Raw genomic sequence first — 23654 nt, forward strand, 5'->3', positions numbered from 1 at the left:
CGATCGTCCGGCGGAACGGGGCGCAGGCCCATGGGCTGTACGGGCCGCCCCGGGGCCGGTCGGCCCTCCCGTCGGCGCCGACCGGCCCCGCCCCGCCCCGGGGCTCCGGTCGAGAGGTTCAGCGCAGCCAGCGGTGGTCGCGGACGAACGGCAGCCGGGCCCAGAGCCGGCCCGCGCCCAGGGTGTCGCCTGCGGCGGTGGCGGCCAGGACGATCAGGACTGCGGCGTAGACGAGGTGGTAGTCGGCGAACGGGTTCGTCGACATGCTCGGGGCACCGTCCGAGAGATGCCGGGCGGGCGGCCATTCGGCCATCCACATCAGGGCCGTCATGGCGGTACCGGCGACGGCGGCGAGCCGCATCGCGACCCCGCCGACCAGGGCCACACCGATGCCGAGCAGACCGAGCATGAACAGCCAGTCGGCCCAGGCGGCGCCGGCCCACGCGTGGAACGTCGACTCCATCGGTCCGGCGGCGACCGTGCTGAGGAATCCCTTGGTCGGCGAGCCGCCGTCGGCCCAGCCCCTGCCGGACGGGGTCGCGTAGCCGAGGCCGAAGGTCTTGTCGAGGAAGGCCCACAGGAAGACGAATCCGGTGAGCAGTCGCAGGGAGGCGAGGGCGTAGGCCGGGACGGTGTCCGCCGCAACGGAGGTCCCGGAGGCGGAGACGGTCCGGTGCCCGCGGAAGAAGGCGGACAGACGGAAGCCGGAACCGCGGTGCGCGTGTTCGTGAACGGCCATCGTGGGAATCCCCTCGAGAGAGTCGGGTCGTTGCCTGACGTGTCTCACTGTCGTCCCGGGCGTCATCGGACGCCCGATGCCGAAGGGCCGTCGGCGTGGGGCCGAACGGCCCTGTGTGGCAAGCCGGTTGGGATCAAAGCCGCTGGAGCGTGACCGGGCCGGGCCTGTGGGCCGCCTGCATCACCGCCCGGCGTCGAGAACCCCGGCTTCCGAGCGTCGGTTTCGGACTCCATGGAACCCAGGCGACCGTGACCGAGAACACAACAGGGCTTCCACTGAAGTGAGTTGGCCGACAATGCGGGGCCGCGCCGCCACCGGCTTCCTGCGCCGGGTCAGTGCTCCGGGTCAGTGCTCCGGGTCAGTGCTCCGGGTCAGTGCTCCGGATTCGGCGTCAGCGGCACCCGCGTCCTCGACGACACCGTCCGCCACATCGGCCGGCGCGTCACCGCGGTCGTCGCGGGTCAGAGGGTGAGCAGTTCCTCGTGGAAGCCGCCGAACTCCCGCTCGCGGTCGATGAGATGAATCTCCAGGATCCAGTGGCAGACGCAGCCCGCCTTGTCGGTGCGGCGCAGCGGGGTGCCGTTGGCGGGCGCGACGTACGACTCGGTGTCCGCCCCGTCGATCGACTCGTGCGGGAACTCGCCGACCAGGTGCCCGGCGTGCCAGCCGCCCAGCTCCCACCCCGCGTCGGCGGCCAGCCGCTCGACCTCGGCGTACAGCTGCTTGCCCGTGATGTCGGGGGCGTCGGCGAAGAACCGCTTGCCGGCGGCGAAGATCTGCGGCAGGTCGTCCCGCAGTCGGCGCTTGACCGGATCGTCGCCGAGGACGAAGGTCCGTCCGAAGTCGGCCTCGTACTCCTCGAAGATCGGCCCGAAGTCGGCGAACACGATGTCGTCCGCGCCGATCACCCGGTCCGGCGGGTTCTCCCGGTACGGCTTCAGCGTGTTCGGCCCCGAGCGCACGATCCGCTTGTGCCAGTGCCGGGTGGTGCCGAACATCTCGTTCGCCAGGTCCCGGACCTCGTCGCTGACCGCCCGCTCTCCCTTGCCCGGCGCGACCAGCCCGCGCGCCTCGATCTCCGCGAAGAGCCGCTCGGCCTTCGCCTGGGCCTCCAACAGTCGTACTGCGCGCGTGCGTTCGTGATCAGTCATGCCCCGAGAGTACATTTCAGTGGACTCTCAAGTGAACCAAATTACACCTAGTTTCAGGACGGTCGGCGTGCGTCGGATCCGCCCGGGGCGGAGATCTCCTGGCTGCTGTGCCCCTGAGCCACGAACGCGTTCACCGCGCGAGCGGGATCAGCGGAGTCGGCTGTCCGGGCTGCCAGTCGGGGGCCACGGCGGCGAGAGCGTCCGCGAGAGCCGCGCCGTGCAGGAAGGCGGGGCGGTGGCCGCCGACGGGGCGGGCGGTGGCGCCGTCCCAGGTGACCGGGACGATCCTGGTGCGGCCGGGGCGGTGCGGATGTCACCGGGATGCGGGGCGCGATCTCCTTCCCGGACGACCTGGTTCACTCCGCCGGCCATCAGTTCGCGATCTTTCACCGGAGCACCACAGGCGGCTCGACCGGACGGCGGCACCGCGATTTCTCATCGCTGCGCCGGGCTCACGACCCCGGGCCGGGGAGGTCACTGCGCCAGGCTCCCGTGACCGTCATCACGATCAGGACGGCCAGGAGCAGGAGGACGTACGCGGCGGAGTGGACGCGGTCCGGGACACGGCCGGCGACTCGCCTCGCCACGGCGATGGTGGGCAGCGATCCGATGAGCAGGGCGGCGCCCGCCGTGAGATCGACGTAACCGAACTGTCCTGTGCCCACGGGAGCGTCGGGGGCGAGGGCGTAGACGAGGGTCCCGGCCAGGGCGACGGGGACGCTGAGGGGGTTGGCCATGGCGGTCGCCTCGGCCATGGGAAGGCCCCTGCGTCGCAGGAGCGGGACCGTCATGACGCTGCCGCCCACCCCCAGACCGGCGGCCACCAGGCCGATGCCCATTCCGCCGAGGGTGGTGACGCCCCGCCCCAGGGGCTCGGGAGGCGTCTGATCGGCCACGGAGAGGAAGCCCTTCCGGAGCAGGCTGTCGGTGATCGTCACCAGCAGGTAGGCGACGAACAGCACGCGCAGCGCCGTACCGCCGACGAAGGTGGCCGCGAACGATCCGGCAGCGGCGCCGATCGTGATGAACGCCGCCAGCGGCCAGACGTACGCGCGATGCAGCCGGCCCTGACGCCACTGGGCCAGCGCCGCTGTCACGGCGTTGACGACCATGACCGCCGCCGAGGTCGCCACCGCGACGTGCATGGCGTCCGCCCCGGGACGCGCCGCGGCGCTCAGGACGCCGTAAACGACGGGCACCGCGATGAAGCCGCCGCCGAAGCCGAAGAGCACGGTCGTGATGCCGGTCAGGCACCCGAACGACAAGAGGGTGAGGAACGAGGTGAGCACGGGCAAGACGCTAGAGATCATGAGGCCTGTCGGGCAATCGATGAACTGCCGTCCTCCTACGCGCAGCAGACAGGTCGCACGGTCCCGCGTACCCTCGCGGGATGCGCAACATCCCGGTCGCGGAGGTGGACGGCCTCGATCGCGCCGTCCTGGCCATCGGCACCGACTACCCCCGTGACCACCTGCTCGTCTGGCACGAGCACCGCCGCGCCCAGGTCCTGTACGCGGCCAGCGGCGTCATGCGGGTCGAAACGGCGGACGGCAGCTGGACGATCCCCACGGCCCGTGCGGTACTGATCCCGCCCATGACCAGACATCAGGTCACGATGACAGCCGTCAGCACCCGCAGCCTCTACATCGAACCGGCCGCCGTGCCGTGGTTTCCCGCCCGCTGCACGGCCGTCGACGTCTCCGCCCTGCTCCGGGCCCTGATTCTGGAAGCCGTCGGAATGGAGCCGCGCTACCCCGAGCACAGCCGCGACGCGGCGGTCGTCACCCTCCTCCTCCACGAGCTCAAGAGCCTCACCCCGCTGCCCCTCGATGTGCCGCTGCCGTCCGATCCCCGACTGCGCGGCCTGTGCGAGGCGTTCCTGCGGAAGCCGGACATCCACGCCCCTCCCGCACGCTGGTGCGCTGTCCTCAACATCAGCGAAAGAACCCTTGCCCGCCTGTTCCGGCGCGGCACCGGTCTGAGTTATGCGCAGTGGCGGCAACGCGCCTGCGTCCTGCATTCCGTGCAGCACCTCGCCACGGGAACGCCCGTCACGCGCATCGCGGCCATGCTGGGCTACGACAACCCGGCCGCCTACACGGCCGCGTTCAAAAGACTCCTCGGCCGACCACCGACGGCGTACAGGGGCCCCGACACCACCGGTGGCTAACGTCCTGATCCGTACAGCCTGCTGCCTCCAAGTCGCGCAGACCGGCGACGGGTTCGGGGTCGGACCCCGGCCGCTTTCGGGTCGGGCCCCGGCCGCCACAAGCCGGACCCCGGCCGCTTTCGGACCGGATCCCGTCCCGGGGCCCGAACGGCTCCGTCCGGCGGACCGGCATCACACGACTGACATCCAGCCGTCACACACGAACGGAATGCGGGCTCACCGACCGCCCGTTCCCCCTGACATGACTGTTGGAGTAGCACTCGACGCATCCGACGCGCGGAACCAGGTCGACGCCAGTGTGGAACTGGCCGGGGAGGCCGCGGCCGCCGGTCTGCGGTCCGTGTGGTTCGGCCAGACCTTCGGCGCGGACTCACCGCAGCTCGCCGCGATCGTCGGACGCGCGGTACCGGAACTGCAGGTGGGCACCTCCGCGATCCCCGTGTTCGGCCGCCACCCGCTGCTGGTCTCGAGCCAGGCCCAGACCGCCCAGGCCGCCACCCACGGCCGCTACCACCTCGGACTGGCCCTGGGCACGAAACTGCTGACGGAGACCGGCTTCGGCCTGCCCTTCGAGCGGCCCGTCGCCCGCCTGCGCGAATTCCTCACCGCACTGCGCCAGTTGACCGACACCGGCACGGCCGACTTCCACGGTGAACTGCTCACCGCCTCCACCCCGTTCCCCGCACGCGTACCGGGCGCGGAGACAGGTGTTCCGCTGCTCGTCGCCGCGATGGGCCCGCAGGCGCTGCGGGTCAGCGGTGAACTGGCGGACGGGATCCTGCCCTACCTCGCCGGACCGCGCGCCCTCGCGGAACACATCGTGCCCGCCCTGACCGCGGCGGCCGAGTCCGCCGGACGGCCCGCGCCCCGGATCGTGGCACTCGTGCCCGGCGTGGTCACGGACGACGTGGACGCCGTGCGAGCCAAGGCGACCGAGAACCTCGCCTTCTACGAACAGATCCCGTCCTACGCCCGGGTCATCGAACTCTCCGGCGGCCGGCGCGCCGCGGACCTGGCCGTGATCGGCGACGAGAAGGCGGTCGAGGCCGAGGTACGGCGTTACCGCGACGCCGGGGCCACCGAGGTCGTCTTCTCGGGAACCGCGTTGGCGGGGGCGGCGGACCGGCGCCGCACCTGGGCACTCCTCGGCGCACTGGCCGGCTGAGCCCCGTCCTCCCCTCGCAGTCCCCCGTTTCCGCATTCCTGCATCCCGTAATCCCCGCGTCCCCGCGTCCCCGCGTCCCCGCGTCCCCGCGTCCCCGCGTCCCCGCGTCCCCGCGTCCCCGCGTCCCCGCGTCCCCGCGTCCCCGCGCGGGGGCGGTCCTCGTACACCGAAGGAGCATTCATGACCACCGAGGCGACCTCAGCGGACCTCCATGCCTTCACCGAGCGGTGGCTGGAGTGGTACCGCGCCCAGGAGGCCCGACTCGCCCACCCGCACGGGTTCCTGGCGATCACCGGCCTGCACTGGCTCGACGACCGGCCGCAGCGCTTCCCCGACGCGCCCGGCACCTGGTACACCGGCCGCGACGGGGTCGTCGTCACCCTCGACGACGGCGAGGAACTGGTCGTCGGCGGAACGCCGGTGCGCGGTGAGCACCGGTTCGGCGTGCTGCCCGAACGCGGTGGCGTCGACGCGATCTGGAAGGACGCCGTCATCGAGGTCGCCAAGCGGGGCGGCCATGACATCGTGCGCCCCCGGCACCCGGACGCGCCGCTGCGTACGGCCTTCACCGGAACGCCCGCCTACGCCCCCGACCCGCGCTGGGCGGTGACGGGCCGTTACGTCCCGTTCGACGCGCCGCGCCCCACCACCGTGGGCGCCGCGGTCGAGGGTCTTGAGCACGTGTACGAGGCCCCCGGCCGGATCGAGTTCGAGCTGGACGGGCACCGGCTGGCGCTGACCGCGTTCCCCGGGCACGGTCTAGGCGGGCTGACCGTGCTGTTCACCGACGCGACGTCCGGTGTCACCACCTACGCCGCCAACCGGTCCCTGGCCGTCGAACCGCCCGCCGCCGACGGCACGGTCGTCCTGGACTTCAACCGCGCCGCGAACCTGCCGTGCGCCTACACGGACCTGGCCACCTGCCCGCTCCCCCCGGCGGAGAACCGGCTGCCGGTGGCGATCGAGGCGGGCCTGAAGATCCCGCGCGAACGCGGCGGTTCCTGAACGGTGGCCGACCGTCTCCAGCAGCTCGCCGAGAACGAGAAGTCGGGCACGGGGATCCCGCTGGTGACCCACGACCGCGGGGTCGCCGCCGACCGGGCGCAGTGCCTGGTGGTCACGGCGCGGGGCCGCGTGAGACGGGCCCCGCGAGGGGGCCTTTCCGCCCGCCCCCGCCACGAGTACTCCCGCGGACTGCCCGCGGCGATCCCCGGCAGGCGGGTCCTCTCCACCTCCACCGTTACCTCGACCGCCACCGCCACCATCACGAGCCGAAGGGCCGGCGTCACATGAGCACTCCCACGATCACTTCCCTGGCCTTCCTCACCCCGGGCAACTTCGCCGACGACGACCCGTACACCGGTCTGGAGGAGACGCTCCAGCTCTTCGAGTACGGCGAACGGTCGGGGTTCGACGGGGCCTGGATCAGGCAGCGGCACCTCGAACACGGCGTCGGCTCGGCGGCCGTGTTCCTCGCCGCGGCGGGCCAGCGCACCGAGCGGATCGAACTCGGCACCGCCGTCATACCGATCGGCTACGAGAGTCCGTTCCGCCTCGCCGAGGATCTGGCGCTCGCCGACGTGCTGTCCCGGGGCCGGCTCCAGATCGGCTTCAGCACCGGCATGCCGCACGCCGACCTGCTCGGCGACCTCGTGTACGACGGGGACTGGCGCCGCTTCGACCTGTCGTACGGCAGGATCACCCGCGTCCTGGACAACCTGCGCGGCGACCGCCTCGGCGGCCCGGACACGGTGATCCACTCGCCGGGCAACGTCCAGCGCCCCCGTCTGCAGCCGCACAGTCCCGGTCTGGCCCGGCGCATCTGGTACGGCGGCGGGAGCCTGCGCTCGGCCCGCTGGGCCGCGGAGAGCGGCCTCGGCCTGCTGTCCGGCAACATCGTCACCGGTGAGGGAACCGACGATTTCACCACGGCCCAGCTGAATCTGCTGGCCGAGTACCACCGGGCGCTGTCCCCGCAGGGCGCGGAGCGTCCGGCACGGGTGGCGCTGGGCCGGGTGATCGTGCCCTTCGACAGCGCGGACGCGGCCGGACGGGCCCGCTACCGCGCCTACGCGGCCGCCCGGCACGCCCGGACCCTGTCTCCCCAGGGCCCGAAGCGCACCTTGTTCGCTCCCGACGTGGTGGGTACCGCCGAGCAGATCCTGGAACACCTGAGTGCCGACCCGGTCCTCGCTCAGGTGTCGGAGCTGCGCCTGGAGCTGCCGTACGAGTTCCACCGGGAGGAGTACGAACAGATCCTGCACGACACGCGGCACCTGATCGCACCCGAACTGGGCTGGCGCCCGGCCTCCCAGGGCGCCCTCCCCCTCCTCGAACGCCAGACGCTCCGGTGAGGAGGCGCAGGGCGGAACTACGCCTGATGCACCCGGCCCAGCAGTTCCATCAGCTGCCTGGCCTCCGCCTCGCCGAGCGGCGCCAGCAGCTCGGCGTTGGCCCGTTCCGCCAGCTCCGCGCAGCGCTCCAGCGTCCGCACGCCCGCCGACGTCACCGTCACCGCGTTCTTGCGGCGGTCCCGCGGATCGGGTTGCCGTACCGCGAGTCCCGCCTCCTCCAGGTGGTTGAGCAGCAGAACCACGTCCTTGGCGTCGAAGCCCAGTCGGCGCACCAGATCCGCCTGGGCCACCGGGCCGTACTCGGCGACCGCCGCGAGCACGGCGTGCTGCGGCAGTCTCAGTCCTTCCTCGGCGATCGCCTCGGCGACCAGGCTCCGGCCGCGCGCCGCCACCCGGCCGACCAGCCAGCTCGGCAGTGACTGGATGTGTGCCAGGGCTCCCGTGCCCTCGATACGCGTCATGGGAGCACCGTATCCCGAACTCGTTGGACTTCCCAACGGTATCCACCTAGGCTGACATCCGTAGGGAATCCCAACGATTCTCTTCGCGTCCATGCCACAGCTGGAGGTGTCCATGCGTCGTGTCCGCCATGAGGCCGGCGGCGGCCCCGGGGTTCTTCTCCTCGAGGAGGTCCCCGTCCCCGAGCCCGGCCCGGGAGAGTTGCTCGTCCGGGCCGAAGCGGTCGGTGTCACGCTGCCGGCCGTGCGCAAGGTGCGCGAGGGCACCGGGCCCGTCCCTCTCGGCGGCGAGGTGGCGGGCGTCGTCGCCGCCGTCGGCGAAGGCGTCACCGGATACGCCGTGGGCGACCGTGTCACGGGTCTCTGCTTCTCGCACGCCTATGCCGAACTGGCCGTCGTCCAGGAGAAGATGGCCTCCCGCATCCCCGACCGGGCCACCGCGGTCGACGCGGTGGCCCTGGTCCGCAGCGGGCTGGTGGCACGCGGTGCCCACGCGGCCGGCCGACCGCGTCCCGGCGACGCGGTCCTGGTCACCGCGGCGGCCAGCGCGATCGGCACCCTTGCCCTGCAGTACGCGAAGGCGGGCGGGGCCTCCCGCGTGGTCGCGGCCGTCAGCAGCGCGGACAAGGCGCAGTTCGTCCGCGCCCTCGGCGCGGACGAGGTCGTGCTCTACGGGGACGCGTCATGGGGCGATCCCGTCGATGTCGTCCTCGACGGCGTCGGCGGGGAACTGCTCGGTCCCGCGGTGCGCTCCCTGGCCCCCGGCGGCCGTCTGGTCGCCTTCAGCTCCGGCGGCGGCACCGTCGACGCGTACGAACTGCTCGTCCGCGGCGCCTCGGTCATCGGCTTCCAGATGGCCGCCGTCGCCAGGGACGAGCCGGACGTGTACGCGCGTTGGCTCGACGAGCTGTGGGAGCTCCATCGCGAGGGCACGCTGCGCCCTCGGGTGTGCGCCGAGATCCCGCTCGCCGAAGCGGCGCGCGCCCACGAGGTCATCGAGTCCCGCCGGAACCTCGGCAAGGTGGTTCTGGTGCCGTGAGTCCGGGGTGCCCTGAATTCGGGCGCCTTGAGTCCAGGGTGCTTGAGTCCAGGGTGCCTTGCCGGGCGCCTCGCACGGCCCGGTACCGGGAGCCCTGCTCTACAGCAGGCGCAGCACGCCGACGACCTTGCCGAGAATGCGGGCGCCGTCACCGGGGATCGGGGCGAAGGCCGGGTTGCGGGGCATCAGCCACACCTGTCCGTCCTGCCGGTGCAGGACCTTGACGGTGGCCTCGTCCTCCAGGAGGGCGGCGACGATGTCGCCGTGTTCGGCGCTGTCCTGCTTGCGGACGGTCACGATGTCGCCGTCGCAGATGGCCGCCTCGATCATGCTGTCGCCGGACACGGTCAAGGCGAACAGCTCGCCCTCGCCGACGACCTGTCGGGGCAGGGAGTAGACGTCCTCGACCATCTCGTCGGCGAGCAGGGGCGCGCCGGCGGCGATCCGTCCGACGAGCGGCACCTCGGCCGGAGCCGAACTCCGTGCGCCGAGATCGGGGGCCCAGGAAGGGCGCACGCGGTAGGCGCGGGGACGGTGGGGGTCGCGGTAGAGAACGCCCTTGTGTTCCAGTGCGCCCAGCTGATGGGCGACCGAGCTGGTGCTGGAGAGCTGCACGGCCTGGCCGATCTCCCGCATCGACGGCGGGTAGCCCTGCCGGGCGACGGACTCCGTGATGTACCGGACGATGGCCGCCTGGCGGGCGGTCAGCTCGCCTTCGACGGTCTGTACGCCCGGGGGACGTCCCCGCCGTGCCGGCGCGCTCTTCTCCATCCCCGGACACCTCCGTGCAAGATCCTCGCGGAACCCGACCCTAACCCGCCGTCCCGTGCCCATGGAATGCCGGGACGGGAATACGCTCCACCGCGACGCGGAACGGGCCGCTCGGCGGGCGTGCGGTCGGCGTCACCGGACGGTCACCAGTGCGGGGTGGGGACGGTCGGCGCGTCGTCGTCGCCCTCGCGCACCGGGCGCGGCGGCTGGTCGAGGACCTCGCGGGCCGCGGCTCCGTCACCGCCGGGCCGGCGCTGCCGGGCCCGCACCCGGTGGCCGAGGACGGTGAAGCGCTCGAAGAGCAGGACGAATGCTCCTTTGGCCTGTTTCACAGTGATTCCTTCCGGGCGGGTCTGGGAAACTCCATCGCACATCTGAACAATGGCCACGGCAGCGGCTGTTGAGGTCATCTGGCCGATGAGGGGGTTGGGTGGGCGGCATCGGTGAGAACGGCCGGATTCCGGACGTTCGTACGGCGGCGGGGTGGCCGGCGCACGAGGCGCGGTTGTCCGAGGACGCCGTCCGGGTGTTCCGGTGGGTGAGCGACCAGGGGGCGTGCGACGCGGTGACGCTGGGCGCGACGCTGGGGCTGCCGGAGAGCCGCGCGGCCGCGGCGGTGGCGACGCTGACCGAACTCCTGCTGCTGCGCCGACTGCCCGGGAACCCCGACCAGTTCGTGGCCATGGCACCGGACGCGGCCCTCGCCGCACTGGTCGCGCCGCGGGAGGCGGGACTGCGCCGGCAGCTCGCCGAGATCGACCGGCTGCGGGCAGAGCTTTCCCTCCTGGCGCCGTTCTACGCGGAAGGCCGGCGGCAGGGGCGGGCGCCGCTGACGGAGATCACGGACCTGAAGACCGTCGTGGGAATGATCACCGAGGCGACCATGCGGTGCCGCAAGGAGGTCCGCACCTGTCACCCCGGCGGCGGCCGCTCCCCGGCGCTGCTGGAGCAGGCGTTCGTGCAGGACCGCGACATGCTGCGGCGGGGCATACGGATGCGCACTCTGTACCAGCACACGGCCCGCTACCACCTGCCCACCCAGGAGTACGCGCGGCGGATGACCGACGAGGGCGCCGAGATCAGGACGCTGAGCGAACTGTTCGGCCGCATGGTCGCCTTCGACGGGGAGACGGTGTTCATCCCGCACCAGGACGACCTGGACGCGGCCATCGTCATCCAGGATCCGTCCACGGTCTCCTACCTCTGCGCGACCTTCGACCACGCCTGGTCCCTGGCCGAGCCCTACCACCCGGCGTGGACGGAGAGTTCGGCCCGGGACGAGGTGAAGCAGGCCATCGTGCGGCTGCTGGCCGAGGGCATGAAGGACGAGATGGTGGCCCGGCGGCTGGGGATGTCGCTGCGTACCTGTCGCAAGCACATCGCCGAGATCATGGAGCAGTTGGGCGCGGCCAGCCGCTTCCAGGCCGGGTATCTGGCCCGCGTGCAGTCCTCCGGTCCGGCCTCGGCGGCCGCGGGCGGCGCCTGAGAGCGCCGGGAGCACCTCCTCGGCCGGATCTCGCCCTGCCCCGGGACCCCGTCCGGCCCCGGCAGGCGGCCCGGGCACCGGGTGCGACGGGACCGCCCGGGGCGGGCACGGCACCAGGGCCTGCCCGTGGGCATGAGTGGGCGGGGCGTCCCCCGCCGGGGCGGGCGGTGCGTGGAGCCTTGTCGTACGGACACGCTCTAGCACCGCTCTTCCGGCGCGGCCGCCTGCTCCCGCGCCAGGAGCAGGGACAGCCAGGGCAGTTCGTAGCGCATCGCCTCCGGGGCCGCGGCCGTGTGCGCGGTCACCTCGGGCGGGGACGGCGGTGGCAGGACACCGACGTCGATCAGTTCCTCCAGGGCGCGCTGCGCGTCCCGCCCGTTCCTGCCCAGGGCGCGGGCGGCGGCGGGGAGGGTGAAGGAGACGTCCGGCAGCGCGGCCAGTGCCCGGAGGGAGTCGCGGACGGGAGCGGGCAGCCGGGTCCAGGCCCCGGCGAGGCGGGCGCGGACCCCGAGGCCGCCGGACGCGAGTTCGTCCAGGGCCTCCAGGGGATGTTCGAGACGGTCCGCGTACTGGCCGAGCGGCATGTGGCGCAGCACGGACAGGCGGTTTCCGGCCGCGCGCAGGGCGAACGGGAGGTGCCCGGTGGCTCGGGCGATGCGTACGGCGGCGGTGTGCTCGGCGGTCAGCCGGGTCCGCCCGATGATTCCCCCGAGCAGGTCCAGTGCCTCCCTCGGGGACAGCGGCGGAAGTTCCACCCGGTGCGCGGGCTCCAGACCGGGCAGCCGGCCTCGGGAGGTGACCAGCGCGGCGGCGGTACCCGACGGCGGGAGCAGCGGGGCGAGGGCGGTGGTGTCGGGCGCGTCGTCCAGGAGCAGCAGGATCCGGCGCCCGGACAGCCAGGAGCGCCAGGCGGTGGCGGCCTCCTCCCGGTCGGCGGGCAGTCGCTCGGTGCGGCCGAGGGCGCGGGCCAGCTCCGCCAGTACCGAGGCCCAGGGGCGTGTCGAGCCGTCCTCGGCGCAGAGCCGGGTGGCGACCACGCCGTCGGGGTAGCGCGCGGCGAGGCGGTGCGCGACGTGGACGGCGAAGGCCGTCTTGCCGGCGCCGACCGCGCCGGTGACGAGGACCGGGGGCCCGCCCTCGATGTCCAAGTGCGCTGCCACGAGGTCCAGTTCCCCGGTTCGCCCGGTGAAGTCGGCAAGGTCCGGCGGAAGCAGCCGTGCCCCGGTGGGGCCGCCGCGCGGCCGGGACGGGGCCATGCCGTCGAGCAGGGAGCGGTGGGCACTGTGCAGCGCCGCTCCGGGTTCCAGGCCCAGTTCCCGGGACAGCCGCTGGCGGCAGTCGTCGTAGGAGGCCAGCGCCTCCGTCGTGCGGCCGACCTGGTGCAGCGCGGTGAGCTGGGCGGCACGCAGCCGCTCGCGCAGCGGATGGCGGTGCACCATCTCGTCCACGGTGTCCGCGACCGGGCCCGGATCCCCGATCTCCAACTGGGCCTCCGCCCAGGCCTCGTAGACGGCCAGCCGCCGGGTGTGCTGCCGTTCGACGGCGGCGCGCAGCACGTCGGCACGGGGGGCCAGGTCGCTGAAGGGGTCGTGCCGCCACAGGTCCAGCGCCTTACGGTACGTCCGGGCCGCGCGGCTCGGCGCGCCCGCGCGTGCCTCGCTGTCGCCGCGCCGGGCCAGTTCCTCGAAGCGCAGGGTGTCGCATTCCTCCGCGGTGAGGTGCAGGACGTAGCCGCCGGGGCCGTGGCGCAGCCGGCCCAGGTCGTCGGGGTCGAGGACCCGGCGCAGGGTGGACACGTACGCCTGGAGGTTCTTGCGGGCGGTACGGGGCGGGTCGTCCGGCCAGACGGCGTCGGTCAGTTCCTCCACGGACACCGGCGTGTTCGGGCGGGTGAGCAGGACCGCCAGGACGAGACGCTGCTTCAGCGGCCCGAGTGCCAGGGGCCGACCGCCGCGGGAGGCCCGTAAAGGACCGAGTACGTCCAATCGCAGAAGAGTGGCGGTGGCGCTTTCGCCGCCGATTTCGACCGCGGGCTCTCGTGGAATCGCGGGATCCGACGCCACGCCGCGGTTTTCCGTGAGCGAGTTGGCCATCTCGCCCTCTCAGCCCCTTCCCCAGCCGGTGTCGTCGGAATTCTGACAGCAGGGGGAAAGAATTCTGTGCACGAAAGCCTCCGTGGAGCGGCAGGGGGTGAGGGAATCCGCGAGGAGCCGTGAACCCTTCGGGAATTCTGTGGAATTCCTTCGGCCTTCACAGCATGCGCACGCACCGGTTCGGGGGCCATGGACTCGAGGATGGCTCAAGGTGCATGCAGCAACGCACCCGCCGGGACAAAGAGCGACCATGCTCGCAAACGGTCGTGAATCGACCACCCGTGACCCTTTCCGTCCTTCGGCTGGTCGGCCCCGCACCGCGTACCGGCCTCGAACCGCCCGCCAACCGCGACCGAACCGGTGCCGCGCACGCTGAGCCCGCATGTCCCGGTGGCCTACGGAGGTGACGAGATGCGACTGGCGGAGATCATCGCGCTGCGTCCGGTGCCGGCGGCCGGGCTGCTGGCCACCCTCACCAGGCGCTGCCCGCTGAGCTGCGCCCACTGCTCCACCTCGTCGGGGCCGCGCGGCGAGGACACCCCGGCCGGGGCGCTGCGCCGCTTCGTCGGCGGCTTCACCTCCGCGGACCGTCCGGAGGTCCTCATGCTCACGGGTGGTGAGCCGCTGCTGCGCCCCGCGCTCGTGGCGGACCTCGCGGCCCGCGCCGAGGCGGCCGGGACACGGACGTCGGTCCTGAGCGGCATGTTCTTCGCGGCCGAGGGCCGGGTGCCGGCCCGCGTCATGGGCGCGCTGCGGCACGTCGCCCACTTCTCGGCGAGCATCGACGTGTTCCACGAACGCGAGATTCCGCGCGCGGCCGTCTTTCGCGCTATGCACCGCATCATGGACAGCGGAATCGACGTGAGTTTCCACGTGGCGGGAACCGCGTCGGACGACGCCTATCTCGCGGACGTCACCACGTCCATTCGTACCGAATTCCGGGACCAGGCGGCCGTACTCGTCAATCACATCCGGCCGGTGGGACGGGCGGCGGGCTGGGCCGCCGCCCGAACGGTCCCGCTCCGGGACGCCGTGTACGACGGTCCCGCCGAGGCACCCCCGACCCCGTGCGCGATGGCGGCCTGGCCGACGGTGGCCTTCGACGGCACCGTCGCGGCCTGCTGCAACCAGCGGGTGGTGGACGCCCGCCCCGTGCCGGAGCACCTGCGTCTCGGGCACATCGCCCAGGACGACTGGGCCGCGATACGCCGCCGCTGCCAGGACTCGCCCGTCCTGCGCACCATCCGTACCGCCGGAGTCGGCTCGTGCGCGGACTGCCGTGCCCTGGCCCGCCGGCCCGCGGCCCTGGACGCTGCCGAACGGTCCGGCGCGCGCCCCGCGGCCGGCGCGATGGACACGCTCGGCGCCCGGCTCCAGCACGACGCGGGAGCCGCCTCGCTGCTGCGCCGGTACGGAAGCGACCGGTACGCACCGCTCGTCCTGCTGGGCGGTCCCGGGGACGGGGAGGTGCCCGCGTGAGCCCGTCGGCCCTCGCACGCCTACGCCTCGAACTCACCCTCGTACAGCCCGTGCTGCGGACCGCGACCGCCCGCATGTGGCACTCCGGCCCCGGGCTCCCCGACCGCTACCGGCGCTACCTGCGCGCCATGCACCAGGTGATCCGCGCCTCCGTTCCGCTGATGGAGCGGGCCGCCGGGCGCTGCGAGGCGCTGCCCGGGGACCCGGTGGCGGGGCCGCTCGCACGCTACCTGCGGGCGCACGCCGAGGAGGAACGGGGCCACGACGACTGGCTGCTCGCCGACGCGGCGGCGACCGGGACGGCGCCGGGCGAGCTGACCGGCACCGTGCCCCCGGCCCCCGTGGCCGCACTGGTGGGGGCGCAGTACTACTGGCTGGAGCACAGCCACCCGGTGGCCCTGCTCGGCTACATCGCGGTGCTGGAGGGCAACGCGCCCGCGCCGGGGCTGGCCGGCTGGCTGGCACGGGAGACCGGGCTGCCGCGGGCCGCCTTCGAGACCGTACGCCTCCACGCGGATCTCGACGACGGGCACAGCACGGACCTGGACCTGCTGATCGACCGCCTGCCGCTGGACGCCGCACAGCGTTCCCTGGTCGCCGTCAGCGCACTGCACACGGTCGCCGCCCTCACCGAGCTGTTCGAGCGCATCACCGCGGCACCAACCGAAGGGGAGAGCCCGCATGAATGACCCCGCACCCGACCGTGACCGCCTCCGCGCGCTGGAGGACGCCGGGTTCCCGCTGCACAGCCTCTCCCCCGAACAGCGGGAGGTGCTCCAGGACCTCAGCGCGCAGGAGCTGACCCTGCTGCTGGGTCTGAAGGAGCGGCTGGACGCGGCCGAGCCGGAGGTGCAGGCGCACAGCGAGATCGCCGGCGGAGCGCTGTTCTGATGACCGGCGTGCTGACCGGCGGCGCGCGCATGAAGTGCCCCCGGTGTCCCGAACCCCCGCCGGAGGGAGCGGCGTTCTGCCCCCGGTGCGGAACGGCATGCGTGGCCGCCGGCGACACCGACGCGGCCGAGGAGCGCCGGGTGGTGACCGTGCTCTTCTGCGACCTCGTCGGGTCGACGGCCCTGTCCGGGCGGCTCGACCCGGAGACCCTGCGCACGGTCACCCTCCGGTACTTCGCGCTGATGCGGGCGCGGATCGAGGAGCACGGCGGCACGGTGGAGAAGTTCATCGGCGACGCCGTGATGGCGGTGTTCGGCGTGCCCGTGCGCCACGAGGACGACGCCCACCGGGCGCTGGCCGCCGCGCGCGGCATGGTCACCGGCCTCGACGGGCTCAACGCCGAGCTGGAGCGGGAACACGGCGTGCGGCTCGCCGTCCGCATCGGTGTGAACACCGGCGAGGTGGTGGTCGGTGTCTACCCGGCGGCCCGGCAGGCCCTGGTCTCCGGCGAGGTCGTCAACATCGCAGCCCGGCTCGAACAGCACGCGGGCGCGGGGGACGTCCTCGTCGGCCCGGCCACGCTGGACGCCGCCGGTCCCACGGCGGTCACCGAGTCCGCGGGATCACTGTCCCTCAAAGGAGTCACGCCCCCCTTCCCGGCCCACCGCCTCATCGCCCTGCACGAGGACGACCCGGAACGGGTGCGCCGGTTCGACACGCCGTTCATCGGGCGCGAGCAGGAACTGGCCGAACTCCGCCTGCTGTCACGCAAGTTGGAGAACGATCAACGCTCACACCTCGTGACCGTGTACGGCGAGGCGGGTCTCGGCAAGACCCGGCTGCTGCGCGAGTGGCTGCGGAACCACCCGGCGTACGGAGAAGGCCGGTGCCGCCCCTACGGCGAGACCGGCTCCCTGTCGCCGCTCGCCGAAGCGGTGCGCCAGGTGCTCGCGGCCGTCGGCGCGGACGCGGCCCTCGCCCGACTGCCCGCCCCCGAGCGGACGGAGGCCGAACAGGCGCTGCGTCTGCTGCGGTCCGGTCTCCTCGCGGACGGCACCCCCAGTCCCTCGGCCGACGACACGCTCATGGCCCTGGCCTGCCTGCTCGACGCGCTCTCCCGCGAGCGGCCCGTCGTGCTGGTCCTCGACGACTGCCACTGGGCGTCCGGACCGCTGCTCGACATGGCCGACCGGCTGCTGGACGAGCTCGACCGCTCCCCCGTGGCCCTCGTGTGCATCGCACGGCCCGAACTGCTGGAGACCCGTCCGGGCTGGGGCAGCGGTCGGATGCGGTCGGCCTCGCTGCTGCTCGCACCGCTCACCCGGGAGGAGGCCGCCGCTCTCGCCGGGGAACTGGTCGAGGTGGCGGCCCACCGCCACGGCGTGCTGGAGGGCGTACTCGACCGCGCCGAGGGCAATCCGCTGTACCTGGAACATCTGACGGCCATGGCCGCCGAGGGCGACGATCTCCCGCTGACCGTGCACGCCCTGCTCGGCGCCCGCATCGACGCGCTGCCGCCCGAGGAGCGGAGCCTGCTGCAGGTGGCCGCCGTCCTGGGCCGGGAGTTCCGGCGCGCCGACCTGACCGAACTGGCCGGCGCCGAGGAGCCCGCGGACCCGGCACGCTCCCCCGGCGGTCTGCTGCGCGGCCTGGTCCGACGCCGGCTCATCGAGGCCGGTGGCCGCGCCCGGTCCACCGGCCCCGTGCTCCGCTTCGGCAGCGGCCTGGTGCAGGAGACCGCGTACCGCGGGATGGCCAAGAAGGTCCGTGCCCGGCGGCACGAGCACGCCGCCGAGGTCCTCGTCCGGCACGACGCCGGTGATGCCGCCGTCGGCTCCCATCTGGCCCACGCCCACCGGCTCCTCACCGAACTGGGTGTCCACGACGGCGACACCGACACGCTGCGGTCCCGCGCCGCCCACCTGCTCACCCGGGCCGGAGCGGCCGCCCTGGCCCGCTCCGACCTGCCGTGGGCCGACGACCTGCTCACCCAGGCCCTCGGCCTGGCCGCTCCGGGCGAGAGCGCCGCCGGCGAGGCCGCACGCCGGCTCGGCGAGACGAAGGTCGCCCGCGGCGAGCCGGACCGCGGCCGGGAACTGCTGGCACGGGCGCTCGACGCGGCGGACCGGGCCGGTGATCCGCTGGGCGCCGCCCACGCCCGGCTCGCGCTGACCGCGCTCGACCCCCGGCACGGATCCGTGGCCGAGGTGGCCGAGGCCGCGCTGCCGCTGTTCACGCGGGCGGGCGACGAGCAGGGCATCGCCCGTGCCTGTGTCCGTATCGCCCAGGACCGGCAGCGGCGCGGACGGCACGCCGAGGCCGAGGAACTGCTCCATCGGGCCCTGGACCACGCCGACCGCGCCGACGCCGAACCCGAACGGGCGCTGGCCCTCGGCGCGGTCGGCATCTCCCTGTGGCGCGGTCCCACCCCGGTCGCCCGGGCCGTGGCCCGCTGCGAGGAACTGCTGACGGCCCACGGCGCCGGCCGGCCGACCGTCCGGGCCGCGCTGGGCTGCCCGCTGGCCGTGCTCCTGGCCCTGCAGGGCCGCCGGACCGAGGCGCACGAGCGGTTGGACGAGGCGGCGCGCCTGGCCCGCGGCCTCGGCTACGCCGAGAGCGCGCTGTTCGTCCCGCTGTTCGCCGCGGAGGTCGAGGCGCTGAGCGGTACACCGTCCCGGGGCCTCGCCCTGCTGGAGGAGGCGGCCCGCGCCGGCCGCGGACTCGGCGCCGGTGGCGCCCTGCCCGGCATCGCCCGGGAGCGGGCCCGCATCCTGCTGGACCGCGGAGAGCCGGCGGAGGCACTGGCCCTGCCGGACCCCGAGCGGTCCGTCCTGCCTCCGGCCGAATCCGCCGACGCCTGCGGACTGCGGGCCCGCGCCCTGGCACTGGCCGGCGAGCCCGGACTCGCGCGTGCCTGCGCGAGCCGGGCCGTGGCGGCGGCGGACGAGACGGACTCCCCGGTCGTCCGGGGCACCGCGGCCCTCGACCTGGCTCACACGCTGCGCACGCTCGGTCAGACCGCGGAGGCCGCGCGCGCGGCGCGTACGGCTCGGGGGCACTTCGCCGCCAAGGGGCACCGGCCGGGCGCGGACCGCGCGTCCGCGTTCGCCGACGAGACGACGGCCACGGCCCGGGGCGGGCAACGCCCGGCCGGACGGGAAGGCAGGACCGGATGACCACAGGAACTGCGGGAGGGCTCACCTGGAGCCTGCGCGACCGCTCCCCCGAAGACCTCACGATGCTCGCCGACACGGTGCCGGACCTGCCCGCCGACCCCTCGGCGTGGTCGGACGGCGGCGGGGTGCGGGTGTGCGTGGTCGACACCGGCGTGGAGTGCGGCCACCCCTCGGTCGGCGCCGTCCAGGGCTCCTACGAGGTGACCCCCGGCCCCGACGGAACCCTGCGCGTCGTCGACAGCGGCCCGCTGCCGGACGGGGCGGGTGACGCCTGCGGGCACGGAACGGCGTGCGCCGGCATCGTCCGGCGCCAGGCGCCGGGCTGTGAGCTGTACAGCGTGCGGGTGCTGGGCGAGGGCTTCACGGGCAGCGGCGAGGCCCTGCTCACCGGGCTGCGGTGGGCCGTCGACCAGGGTTTCGACGTGGTCAACCTCAGTCTGTCGACGACACGGCCGAAGTTCCTCGAAACCCTGCGGGCGCTGGCCGACCAGGCGTTCTTCACCGGGACCACGCTGGTGGCGTCCGCCCACAACACACCGGTGGAGAGCTTCCCCTGGCGGTTCTCGTCGGTCATCTCGGTCGGGACGCACCGCGAGGACGACTCCGGTCTCTTCCTGTACAACCCCGCGCCACCCGTGGAGTTCTTCGCACCCGGCCAGAACGTGCAGGTGGCCTGGACGGGCGGCAGGACCATCCGTACGACGGGCAACAGCTTCGCCACCCCGTTCATCAGCGGGATGTGCGCACGCCTGCTCGGCACCCGCCCGAAGCTGACGCCGTTCCAGATCAAACACGCGCTCTACCTCTCCGCCGCGAACGTGCGCATCGGCGAACCAGGAATCAGAGGTGACTCTTGACGTCCTCCCCCTCCTGAAGAAGGGGATTCCTATGGCTCGCGCCGTAGGTCTTCCTGCTTCATCGCCGACCGCCCGTCCGGGAGGACTCCCGTTGAGGTCTTACATCAGCTCCACAGGCTGTCACCGCCAGTCCGGCGGCCAGCAGATTCTTCGCCGCGTTCACGTCCCGGTCATGGACCGTGCCGCAACCACACGTCCATTCACGAACGTCCAACGACAGCTTCTCAGCTCGGGTGCCACAGTGGGAGCACAGCCAGGTGGAAGAGAAGAAGCGGTCGACCACGACCAGGCGTCTTCCGTACCAGGCGGCTTTGTATTCGAGCATGTTCCGGAACCCCGACCACGCGGCATCGCTGATTGCGCGGGCCAGTCTCCGGTTCTTGACCATGTTGCGGACGGTGAGGTCCTCGATCACGAGCGTTTGGTTTTCGCGCACGAGTCGGGTGGTCAGCTGGTGCAGGTGGTCGCGGCGCCGGTCTGCGATGCGGGCATGGATCTTGGCAACATTGCGGCGGGCCTTGGCCCGGTTGGCGCCGTCGCCCTTCGCCTTCTTCGCCAGGCGGCGCTGGGCGAGCGCGAGCCGGGCCCGATCACGACACTCGTGTCTCGGGTTGGCGATCTTCTGACCGGTGGACAGGGTCAGCAGGTGGATCAAGCCGACGTCAATCCCCACCGCCGTGTCCGTGGCGGGCAGTGGCTCTACGGTCGGATCCTCGACCAGGAGAGAGACGAACCAGCGGCCGACCGCGTCCTGGGACACGGTCACCGTCGACGGGTTCATACCTTTTGGCAGGAGACGCGACCAGACGATGTCCAGCGGCTCCGCCATCTTGGCCAGTGTCAGCTTCCCGTCATGGAACCGGAATCCGCTGGTGGTGTACTCCGCGCTTCTGCGGGACTTCTTACGCGACTTAAACCTGGGGTACTTCGCCCGTTTGCCGAAGAAGTTCGTGAACGCGGTCTGCAGGTGCCGCAGACACTGCTGCAGCGGAACCGACAAGACCTCGTTGAGGTAGGCCAGTTCCTCGGTCTTCTTCCAAGCTGTCAGCATCGCCGACGTGGCGTTGTAGTTCAGTCGTTCCTGCTGCGCCCATGCCTCGGTACGAGCGGCGAGCGCCATGTTGTAGACCTTGCGCACACACCCGAACGTCCGCGACAGCTCATCCGCCTGCGCGTCCGTCGGGTAGAAGCGGTACCTGTACGCCCGCTTCACGTACTTGGGCATGTCCGCAAATTAGCCCGGTATCAGGGGCCGATCAAACCTGCTGTCCACAGCACTGCGATCCGCCCCGGCAGCGGATCGCAGCTCTTCGCCCTGCTCCGCAGGAGTCCGTTTCCCCTCCGCCCTGAAGGGCGGAGTATCCACGGAGGAATCCGATGACCCAGTCCCCCGGCCTCGTCCCCGCCACCGACGGGGGCGCCGTGACACGCGCCGGCAGCGCGGAGCACGATCTGCTGCAGTCCGTCGTCGACACCGCGCGGGCCATCTTCGGCGCCGCGGCCAGCTCCGTGCTGCTGCACGACCGGGACACCGACGAGCTGGTCTTCCAGGCCGTGGCCGGGGAGGGCGAGGAGTCCCTCGTGGGGTCGCGGTTCCCCGCCGCCCGGGGCCTGGCGGGCTGGGTGCTGGTCTCGGGCGAGCCCATGATCGCGGACGACCTGCGGGAGCAGGGCATGTTCGCCAAGGACGTCGCGAAGGCGACGGGGTACGTGCCGGACGCGCTGATGGCGGCGCCTCTCGCCCACCGTGACCGGGTGCTCGGCGTCCTCGAAGTCCTCGACCCCGCCCAGCAGTCCAGGTCCAGCCTCTCCGAACTCGACCTCCTCGCGCTGTTCGCCCGTCAGGCCGCGGCGGCTCTCGCCGTCATCACCGACCGGCGCCACGAGGAGCCGTCGTCGGCGGTCCGCGCACGGGGTCTGGAGCTGGTGGCCGCGCTGCGGGACGTCCTGCTCGAAGGAGTGCCGCCCCAGGCGTCGCACGAGGGGTGAGCCCGGGGGCTGCCGCGCCTGTCGGCAGCCCCCGGCCGTTCAGTCCTCGGACCGCCCGGAGGCCAGGAGCTCCCGGAGTTCGTCCATCGCCTCCCGGAGCCGGTCGGCGAACGTCCGCATCTGCGCGGCGACCGGTTCCGGCGTGCTCAGGTAGAGGTTGAACCGCTCGGGAAGCAGTACGTAGGCGATGCCGATGCACTGGCTGCTGGTCGACCCGAAGCCGAAGTACTGGATGTTGACGGACGGCGCCGAGCTCGTGCTCAGGTAGTCGTCCCGCATGGTCAGCCAGCCCGGCGTCCGGTACAGCGCGGGCTGCTCGCTCACCCCGAGCTCGGCTCCGCGCCGGCGCTGGATCAGCTCCAGCTCCCACAGGTGCTGCTCCGGCGCCTGTCCGGCCTGGCAGGCCTTCGCGCGCGCCACATGGGCGTCCGTGGCTGCCCGGAACGCCGCGCGCCGGGTGTCCGCGTCCGCCGCCGGGTCCTCCATCGCCGCCACGAAAGCCGGCATCTCGGGGGTGACGACACGCATCGCCTCGGTCCGCCCGTGCCGGTACTGCCGGGTGGCGATCGACTCGTACGTGGCGCCCAGGTGCCCCTTGGCGCGCTGGTGGGCGAGCTGGTAGGCGGCCTGGACGAACGCGTCCGGCGAGACCCCCAGCGCCTTGGCCGCGCCGCTGCCGAAGTCCGTGAACGACAGGGTGCTGGTCGCGGTGTTCTCCCCGTACGCCGCGAACGCCTCGGCGGCGGAGCGCGCCTTCTCCCGCAGCGCGTCGTCCAGTTCGAACACGATCGGTTCCAGCGCCGGCAGCCCCTGGGAGCGGGCTCCGGACTGCCGGGACTGCTCCTCGGCAGGGGTGTTCAGCAGCGCGTCGGTGAAGGTCAGGATCGTCGTCCCGTCCAGCTCGCAGTGCTCGACGTTGATGCCCGCCCGTCCGTCGGCGAAGACGACGAAGGTCACGGCCTTGTCGAACCAGCGGTTGCCGCGGTCGCCGTACAGCAGCTGGTCACAGGCGTCCTGGACGTCCGCGGGGGCGAAGTCCTCCAGGGCGACGCAGAACAGCGCGGTCTCGACGTCGTCGAGGGCGTCGGCGTTGCGGGGGTGGCAGGCGAGGAGGGACTCCCGGGCGGCCGCCCACTCCGCGCGGGCCATGGTGGTGAGGTGGCCCACCGAGGTGTCCGTGCCGGCCGGGTCGGCCTTCGTCACGGCGCGCAGTCCCGCCTCGATGTCGTCCAGGCTGTGCGGGACACCGTCCGGCCCCAGTACGTCCAGCCGGAACATGCCGCCCCGGAAGAACACCACGACGTGCCGGGCCTCGGACGGGCCGGGCCACTCCTCGGTGTAGGGGGCGCGGACGGTGTCCTGCTGCGCGCCGGGGATGCGCGTGGTGGAGAACAGGAACTTGTTCTGCACCATCGACTGGGGCGCTCCGCGCTGCGCCACCGGTGCGATCAGTCCCTGATCGAGCTGCCGCTTGTAGTTGAGGGCCCCGGCGACGAGCCCGGCCGCCCGCTCCACCTGTGCCTGGCCGGAGTCCTGGAACAGGAAGAAGAAGTTGGCGTTGAGGGCGATCCGGTCCCGGCGGCCGAGGTATCGGTACGGCCAGAAGGTGTCGAGCCAGCTGTGCACGCCCTCCGTGGAGTCGTACTCCTCCAGCGCGGCGTGCAGTACCCGGCCGGGGCCGCCGGGCCGGAGGAACGCGGCGACCTCCGCCTCGGTCGCCGACCGCTCCTCGGCGGTCAGCAGCGGCGTGCACCAGGCGAGGAACCTCTCGCAGCTCGCCTCCAGCGTGGGCAGCGGCACGCGCGGGAGGCTGTCCTCCTGGGCGAAGGTCGCGTT

21 protein-coding genes and 1 pseudogene are annotated in these 23654 nt (G+C 72.9%); 13 read left to right on the plus strand and 9 right to left on the minus strand.

Going from position 1 to position 23654, the window contains the following annotated elements:
* Nucleotides 1-118: 118 nt before the first annotated feature.
* From ACH4S8_RS05230 to ACH4S8_RS05240, 3 genes are all read right to left on the minus strand, one after another.
* Entirely contained in the window at nucleotides 119-739 is a 621-nt protein-coding gene (locus ACH4S8_RS05230; protein WP_398391078.1) for a hypothetical protein, read from the minus strand.
* 461 nt (nucleotides 740-1200) lie between these two features.
* Nucleotides 1201-1890: a M24 family metallopeptidase gene (locus ACH4S8_RS05235; protein WP_398391080.1), complete on the minus strand. Its 690-nt coding sequence runs from the start codon at nucleotides 1888-1890 to the stop codon at nucleotides 1201-1203.
* A 452-nt stretch (nucleotides 1891-2342) separates the two neighbouring features.
* Entirely contained in the window at nucleotides 2343-3179 is an 837-nt protein-coding gene (locus ACH4S8_RS05240) for a sulfite exporter TauE/SafE family protein (RefSeq protein WP_398391082.1), read from the minus strand.
* 101 nt (nucleotides 3180-3280) lie between these two features.
* Between ACH4S8_RS05240 and ACH4S8_RS05245 the strand changes: the two genes are divergently transcribed.
* The 5 genes from ACH4S8_RS05245 (at nucleotide 3281) to ACH4S8_RS05265 (ending at nucleotide 7579) form a co-directional block, all read left to right on the plus strand.
* Nucleotides 3281-4060 carry an AraC family transcriptional regulator gene (locus ACH4S8_RS05245; protein WP_398391084.1) on the plus strand — a complete coding sequence of 260 codons (780 nt, stop codon included), beginning with the start codon at nucleotides 3281-3283 and terminating at the stop codon, nucleotides 4058-4060.
* 241 nt (nucleotides 4061-4301) lie between these two features.
* Nucleotides 4302-5225, plus strand: a complete 924-nt coding sequence (locus tag ACH4S8_RS05250; protein WP_398391086.1) for an LLM class F420-dependent oxidoreductase — start codon at nucleotides 4302-4304, stop codon at nucleotides 5223-5225.
* A gap of 180 nt (nucleotides 5226-5405) precedes the next feature.
* Nucleotides 5406-6230 (plus strand): DUF1684 domain-containing protein, encoded by an 825-nt coding sequence (locus ACH4S8_RS05255; RefSeq protein WP_398391088.1) that lies wholly within the window; start codon nucleotides 5406-5408, stop codon nucleotides 6228-6230.
* 3 nt (nucleotides 6231-6233) lie between these two features.
* Nucleotides 6234-6518 (plus strand): hypothetical protein, encoded by a 285-nt coding sequence (locus ACH4S8_RS05260; RefSeq protein ID WP_398391090.1) that lies wholly within the window; start codon nucleotides 6234-6236, stop codon nucleotides 6516-6518.
* A complete protein-coding gene (locus tag ACH4S8_RS05265; RefSeq protein ID WP_398391092.1) occupies nucleotides 6515-7579 on the plus strand; it encodes an LLM class flavin-dependent oxidoreductase in 1065 nt (354 codons plus the stop codon). The genes ACH4S8_RS05260 and ACH4S8_RS05265 overlap by 4 nt, the downstream gene beginning before the upstream one ends.
* 17 nt (nucleotides 7580-7596) lie before the next feature.
* Here ACH4S8_RS05265 and ACH4S8_RS05270 read toward each other — a convergent pair whose 3' ends face one another.
* On the minus strand, nucleotides 7597-8040 hold the full coding sequence (locus ACH4S8_RS05270) for a MarR family winged helix-turn-helix transcriptional regulator (protein ID WP_398391093.1): 444 nt from the start codon (nucleotides 8038-8040) through the stop codon (nucleotides 7597-7599).
* A gap of 112 nt (nucleotides 8041-8152) precedes the next feature.
* Between ACH4S8_RS05270 and ACH4S8_RS05275 the strand changes: the two genes are divergently transcribed.
* Nucleotides 8153-9076 carry a zinc-binding alcohol dehydrogenase family protein gene (locus ACH4S8_RS05275; protein ID WP_398391737.1) on the plus strand — a complete coding sequence of 308 codons (924 nt, stop codon included), beginning with the start codon at nucleotides 8153-8155 and terminating at the stop codon, nucleotides 9074-9076.
* Between the two features lie 99 nt (nucleotides 9077-9175).
* Here the strand turns inward: ACH4S8_RS05275 and lexA are convergent, their stop codons facing one another.
* Nucleotides 9176-9847, minus strand: a complete 672-nt coding sequence (gene lexA, locus ACH4S8_RS05280; protein ID WP_398391094.1) for a transcriptional repressor LexA — start codon at nucleotides 9845-9847, stop codon at nucleotides 9176-9178.
* Nucleotides 9848-9990: 143 nt separating this feature from the next.
* Nucleotides 9991-10179, minus strand: a complete 189-nt coding sequence (locus tag ACH4S8_RS05285) for a hypothetical protein (RefSeq protein WP_398391095.1) — start codon at nucleotides 10177-10179, stop codon at nucleotides 9991-9993.
* Between the two features lie 98 nt (nucleotides 10180-10277).
* On the opposite strand from ACH4S8_RS05285, the gene ACH4S8_RS05290 reads away from it, so the two are divergent.
* Entirely contained in the window at nucleotides 10278-11333 is a 1056-nt protein-coding gene (locus tag ACH4S8_RS05290) for a LuxR C-terminal-related transcriptional regulator (protein WP_398391097.1), read from the plus strand.
* A 197-nt stretch (nucleotides 11334-11530) separates the two neighbouring features.
* Here the strand turns inward: ACH4S8_RS05290 and ACH4S8_RS05295 are convergent, their stop codons facing one another.
* Nucleotides 11531-13318 (minus strand): BTAD domain-containing putative transcriptional regulator, encoded by a 1788-nt coding sequence (locus ACH4S8_RS05295; RefSeq protein ID WP_398391098.1) that lies wholly within the window; start codon nucleotides 13316-13318, stop codon nucleotides 11531-11533.
* Between the two features lie 519 nt (nucleotides 13319-13837).
* Between ACH4S8_RS05295 and ACH4S8_RS05300 the strand changes: the two genes are divergently transcribed.
* The 5 genes from ACH4S8_RS05300 to ACH4S8_RS05320 are packed head-to-tail and all read left to right on the plus strand — an operon-like array spanning nucleotide 13838 to nucleotide 19829.
* Nucleotides 13838-14905, plus strand: a complete 1068-nt coding sequence (locus ACH4S8_RS05300; protein ID WP_398391100.1) for a radical SAM protein — start codon at nucleotides 13838-13840, stop codon at nucleotides 14903-14905.
* Nucleotides 14902-15594 carry an iron-containing redox enzyme family protein gene (locus tag ACH4S8_RS05305; protein ID WP_398391102.1) on the plus strand — a complete coding sequence of 231 codons (693 nt, stop codon included), beginning with the start codon at nucleotides 14902-14904 and terminating at the stop codon, nucleotides 15592-15594. Before ACH4S8_RS05300 ends, ACH4S8_RS05305 begins: the two co-directional genes overlap by 4 nt.
* Nucleotides 15587-15796 carry an aroma-sacti cluster domain-containing protein gene (locus ACH4S8_RS05310; protein WP_398391104.1) on the plus strand — a complete coding sequence of 70 codons (210 nt, stop codon included), beginning with the start codon at nucleotides 15587-15589 and terminating at the stop codon, nucleotides 15794-15796. Before ACH4S8_RS05305 ends, ACH4S8_RS05310 begins: the two co-directional genes overlap by 8 nt.
* A 29-nt stretch (nucleotides 15797-15825) precedes the next feature.
* The gene (locus tag ACH4S8_RS05315; protein ID WP_398391738.1) at nucleotides 15826-18972 is read left to right on the plus strand and encodes an AAA family ATPase; all 3147 of its coding nucleotides are present in this window, start codon (nucleotides 15826-15828) and stop codon (nucleotides 18970-18972) included.
* Entirely contained in the window at nucleotides 18969-19829 is an 861-nt protein-coding gene (locus tag ACH4S8_RS05320) for a S8 family peptidase (RefSeq protein WP_398391105.1), read from the plus strand. The genes ACH4S8_RS05315 and ACH4S8_RS05320 overlap by 4 nt, the downstream gene beginning before the upstream one ends.
* Before the next feature lie 29 nt (nucleotides 19830-19858).
* On the opposite strand, the pseudogene ACH4S8_RS05325 reads toward ACH4S8_RS05320, so the two are convergent.
* Nucleotides 19859-21054 (minus strand): annotated as a pseudogene (locus tag ACH4S8_RS05325) (RNA-guided endonuclease InsQ/TnpB family protein).
* Nucleotides 21055-21206: 152 nt separating this feature from the next.
* Between ACH4S8_RS05325 and ACH4S8_RS05330 the strand changes: the two are divergent.
* Nucleotides 21207-21818, plus strand: coding sequence for a GAF domain-containing protein (locus ACH4S8_RS05330; protein ID WP_398391107.1), 612 nt, complete (start codon nucleotides 21207-21209; stop codon nucleotides 21816-21818).
* Nucleotides 21819-21857: 39 nt separating this feature from the next.
* Here the strand turns inward: ACH4S8_RS05330 and ACH4S8_RS05335 are convergent, their stop codons facing one another.
* A complete protein-coding gene (locus ACH4S8_RS05335) occupies nucleotides 21858-23618 on the minus strand; it encodes a choline/carnitine O-acyltransferase (RefSeq protein WP_398391109.1) in 1761 nt (586 codons plus the stop codon).
* Nucleotides 23619-23654: the final 36 nt, after the last annotated feature.

Source organism: Streptomyces sp. NPDC021080, assembly GCF_044333225.1.
In the GTDB taxonomy this organism is placed as follows: domain Bacteria; phylum Actinomycetota; class Actinomycetes; order Streptomycetales; family Streptomycetaceae; genus Streptomyces.

Coding starts and splice junctions, on each gene's coding strand:
- ACH4S8_RS05315 (WP_398391738.1), top strand. CDS start 15,826: ATGAAGTGCCCCCGGTGTCCCGAACCCCCGCCGGAGGGAGCGGCGTTC.
- ACH4S8_RS05275 (WP_398391737.1), top strand. CDS start 8,153: ATGCGTCGTGTCCGCCATGAGGCCGGCGGCGGCCCCGGGGTTCTTCTC.
- ACH4S8_RS05250 (WP_398391086.1), top strand. CDS start 4,302: ATGACTGTTGGAGTAGCACTCGACGCATCCGACGCGCGGAACCAGGTC.
- ACH4S8_RS05230 (WP_398391078.1), bottom strand. CDS start 739: ATGGCCGTTCACGAACACGCGCACCGCGGTTCCGGCTTCCGTCTGTCC.
- ACH4S8_RS05300 (WP_398391100.1), top strand. CDS start 13,838: ATGCGACTGGCGGAGATCATCGCGCTGCGTCCGGTGCCGGCGGCCGGG.
- lexA (WP_398391094.1), bottom strand. CDS start 9,847: ATGGAGAAGAGCGCGCCGGCACGGCGGGGACGTCCCCCGGGCGTACAG.
- ACH4S8_RS05255 (WP_398391088.1), top strand. CDS start 5,406: ATGACCACCGAGGCGACCTCAGCGGACCTCCATGCCTTCACCGAGCGG.
- ACH4S8_RS05265 (WP_398391092.1), top strand. CDS start 6,515: ATGAGCACTCCCACGATCACTTCCCTGGCCTTCCTCACCCCGGGCAAC.
- ACH4S8_RS05310 (WP_398391104.1), top strand. CDS start 15,587: ATGAATGACCCCGCACCCGACCGTGACCGCCTCCGCGCGCTGGAGGAC.
- ACH4S8_RS05320 (WP_398391105.1), top strand. CDS start 18,969: ATGACCACAGGAACTGCGGGAGGGCTCACCTGGAGCCTGCGCGACCGC.
- ACH4S8_RS05235 (WP_398391080.1), bottom strand. CDS start 1,890: ATGACTGATCACGAACGCACGCGCGCAGTACGACTGTTGGAGGCCCAG.
- ACH4S8_RS05330 (WP_398391107.1), top strand. CDS start 21,207: ATGACCCAGTCCCCCGGCCTCGTCCCCGCCACCGACGGGGGCGCCGTG.
- ACH4S8_RS05270 (WP_398391093.1), bottom strand. CDS start 8,040: ATGACGCGTATCGAGGGCACGGGAGCCCTGGCACACATCCAGTCACTG.
- ACH4S8_RS05245 (WP_398391084.1), top strand. CDS start 3,281: ATGCGCAACATCCCGGTCGCGGAGGTGGACGGCCTCGATCGCGCCGTC.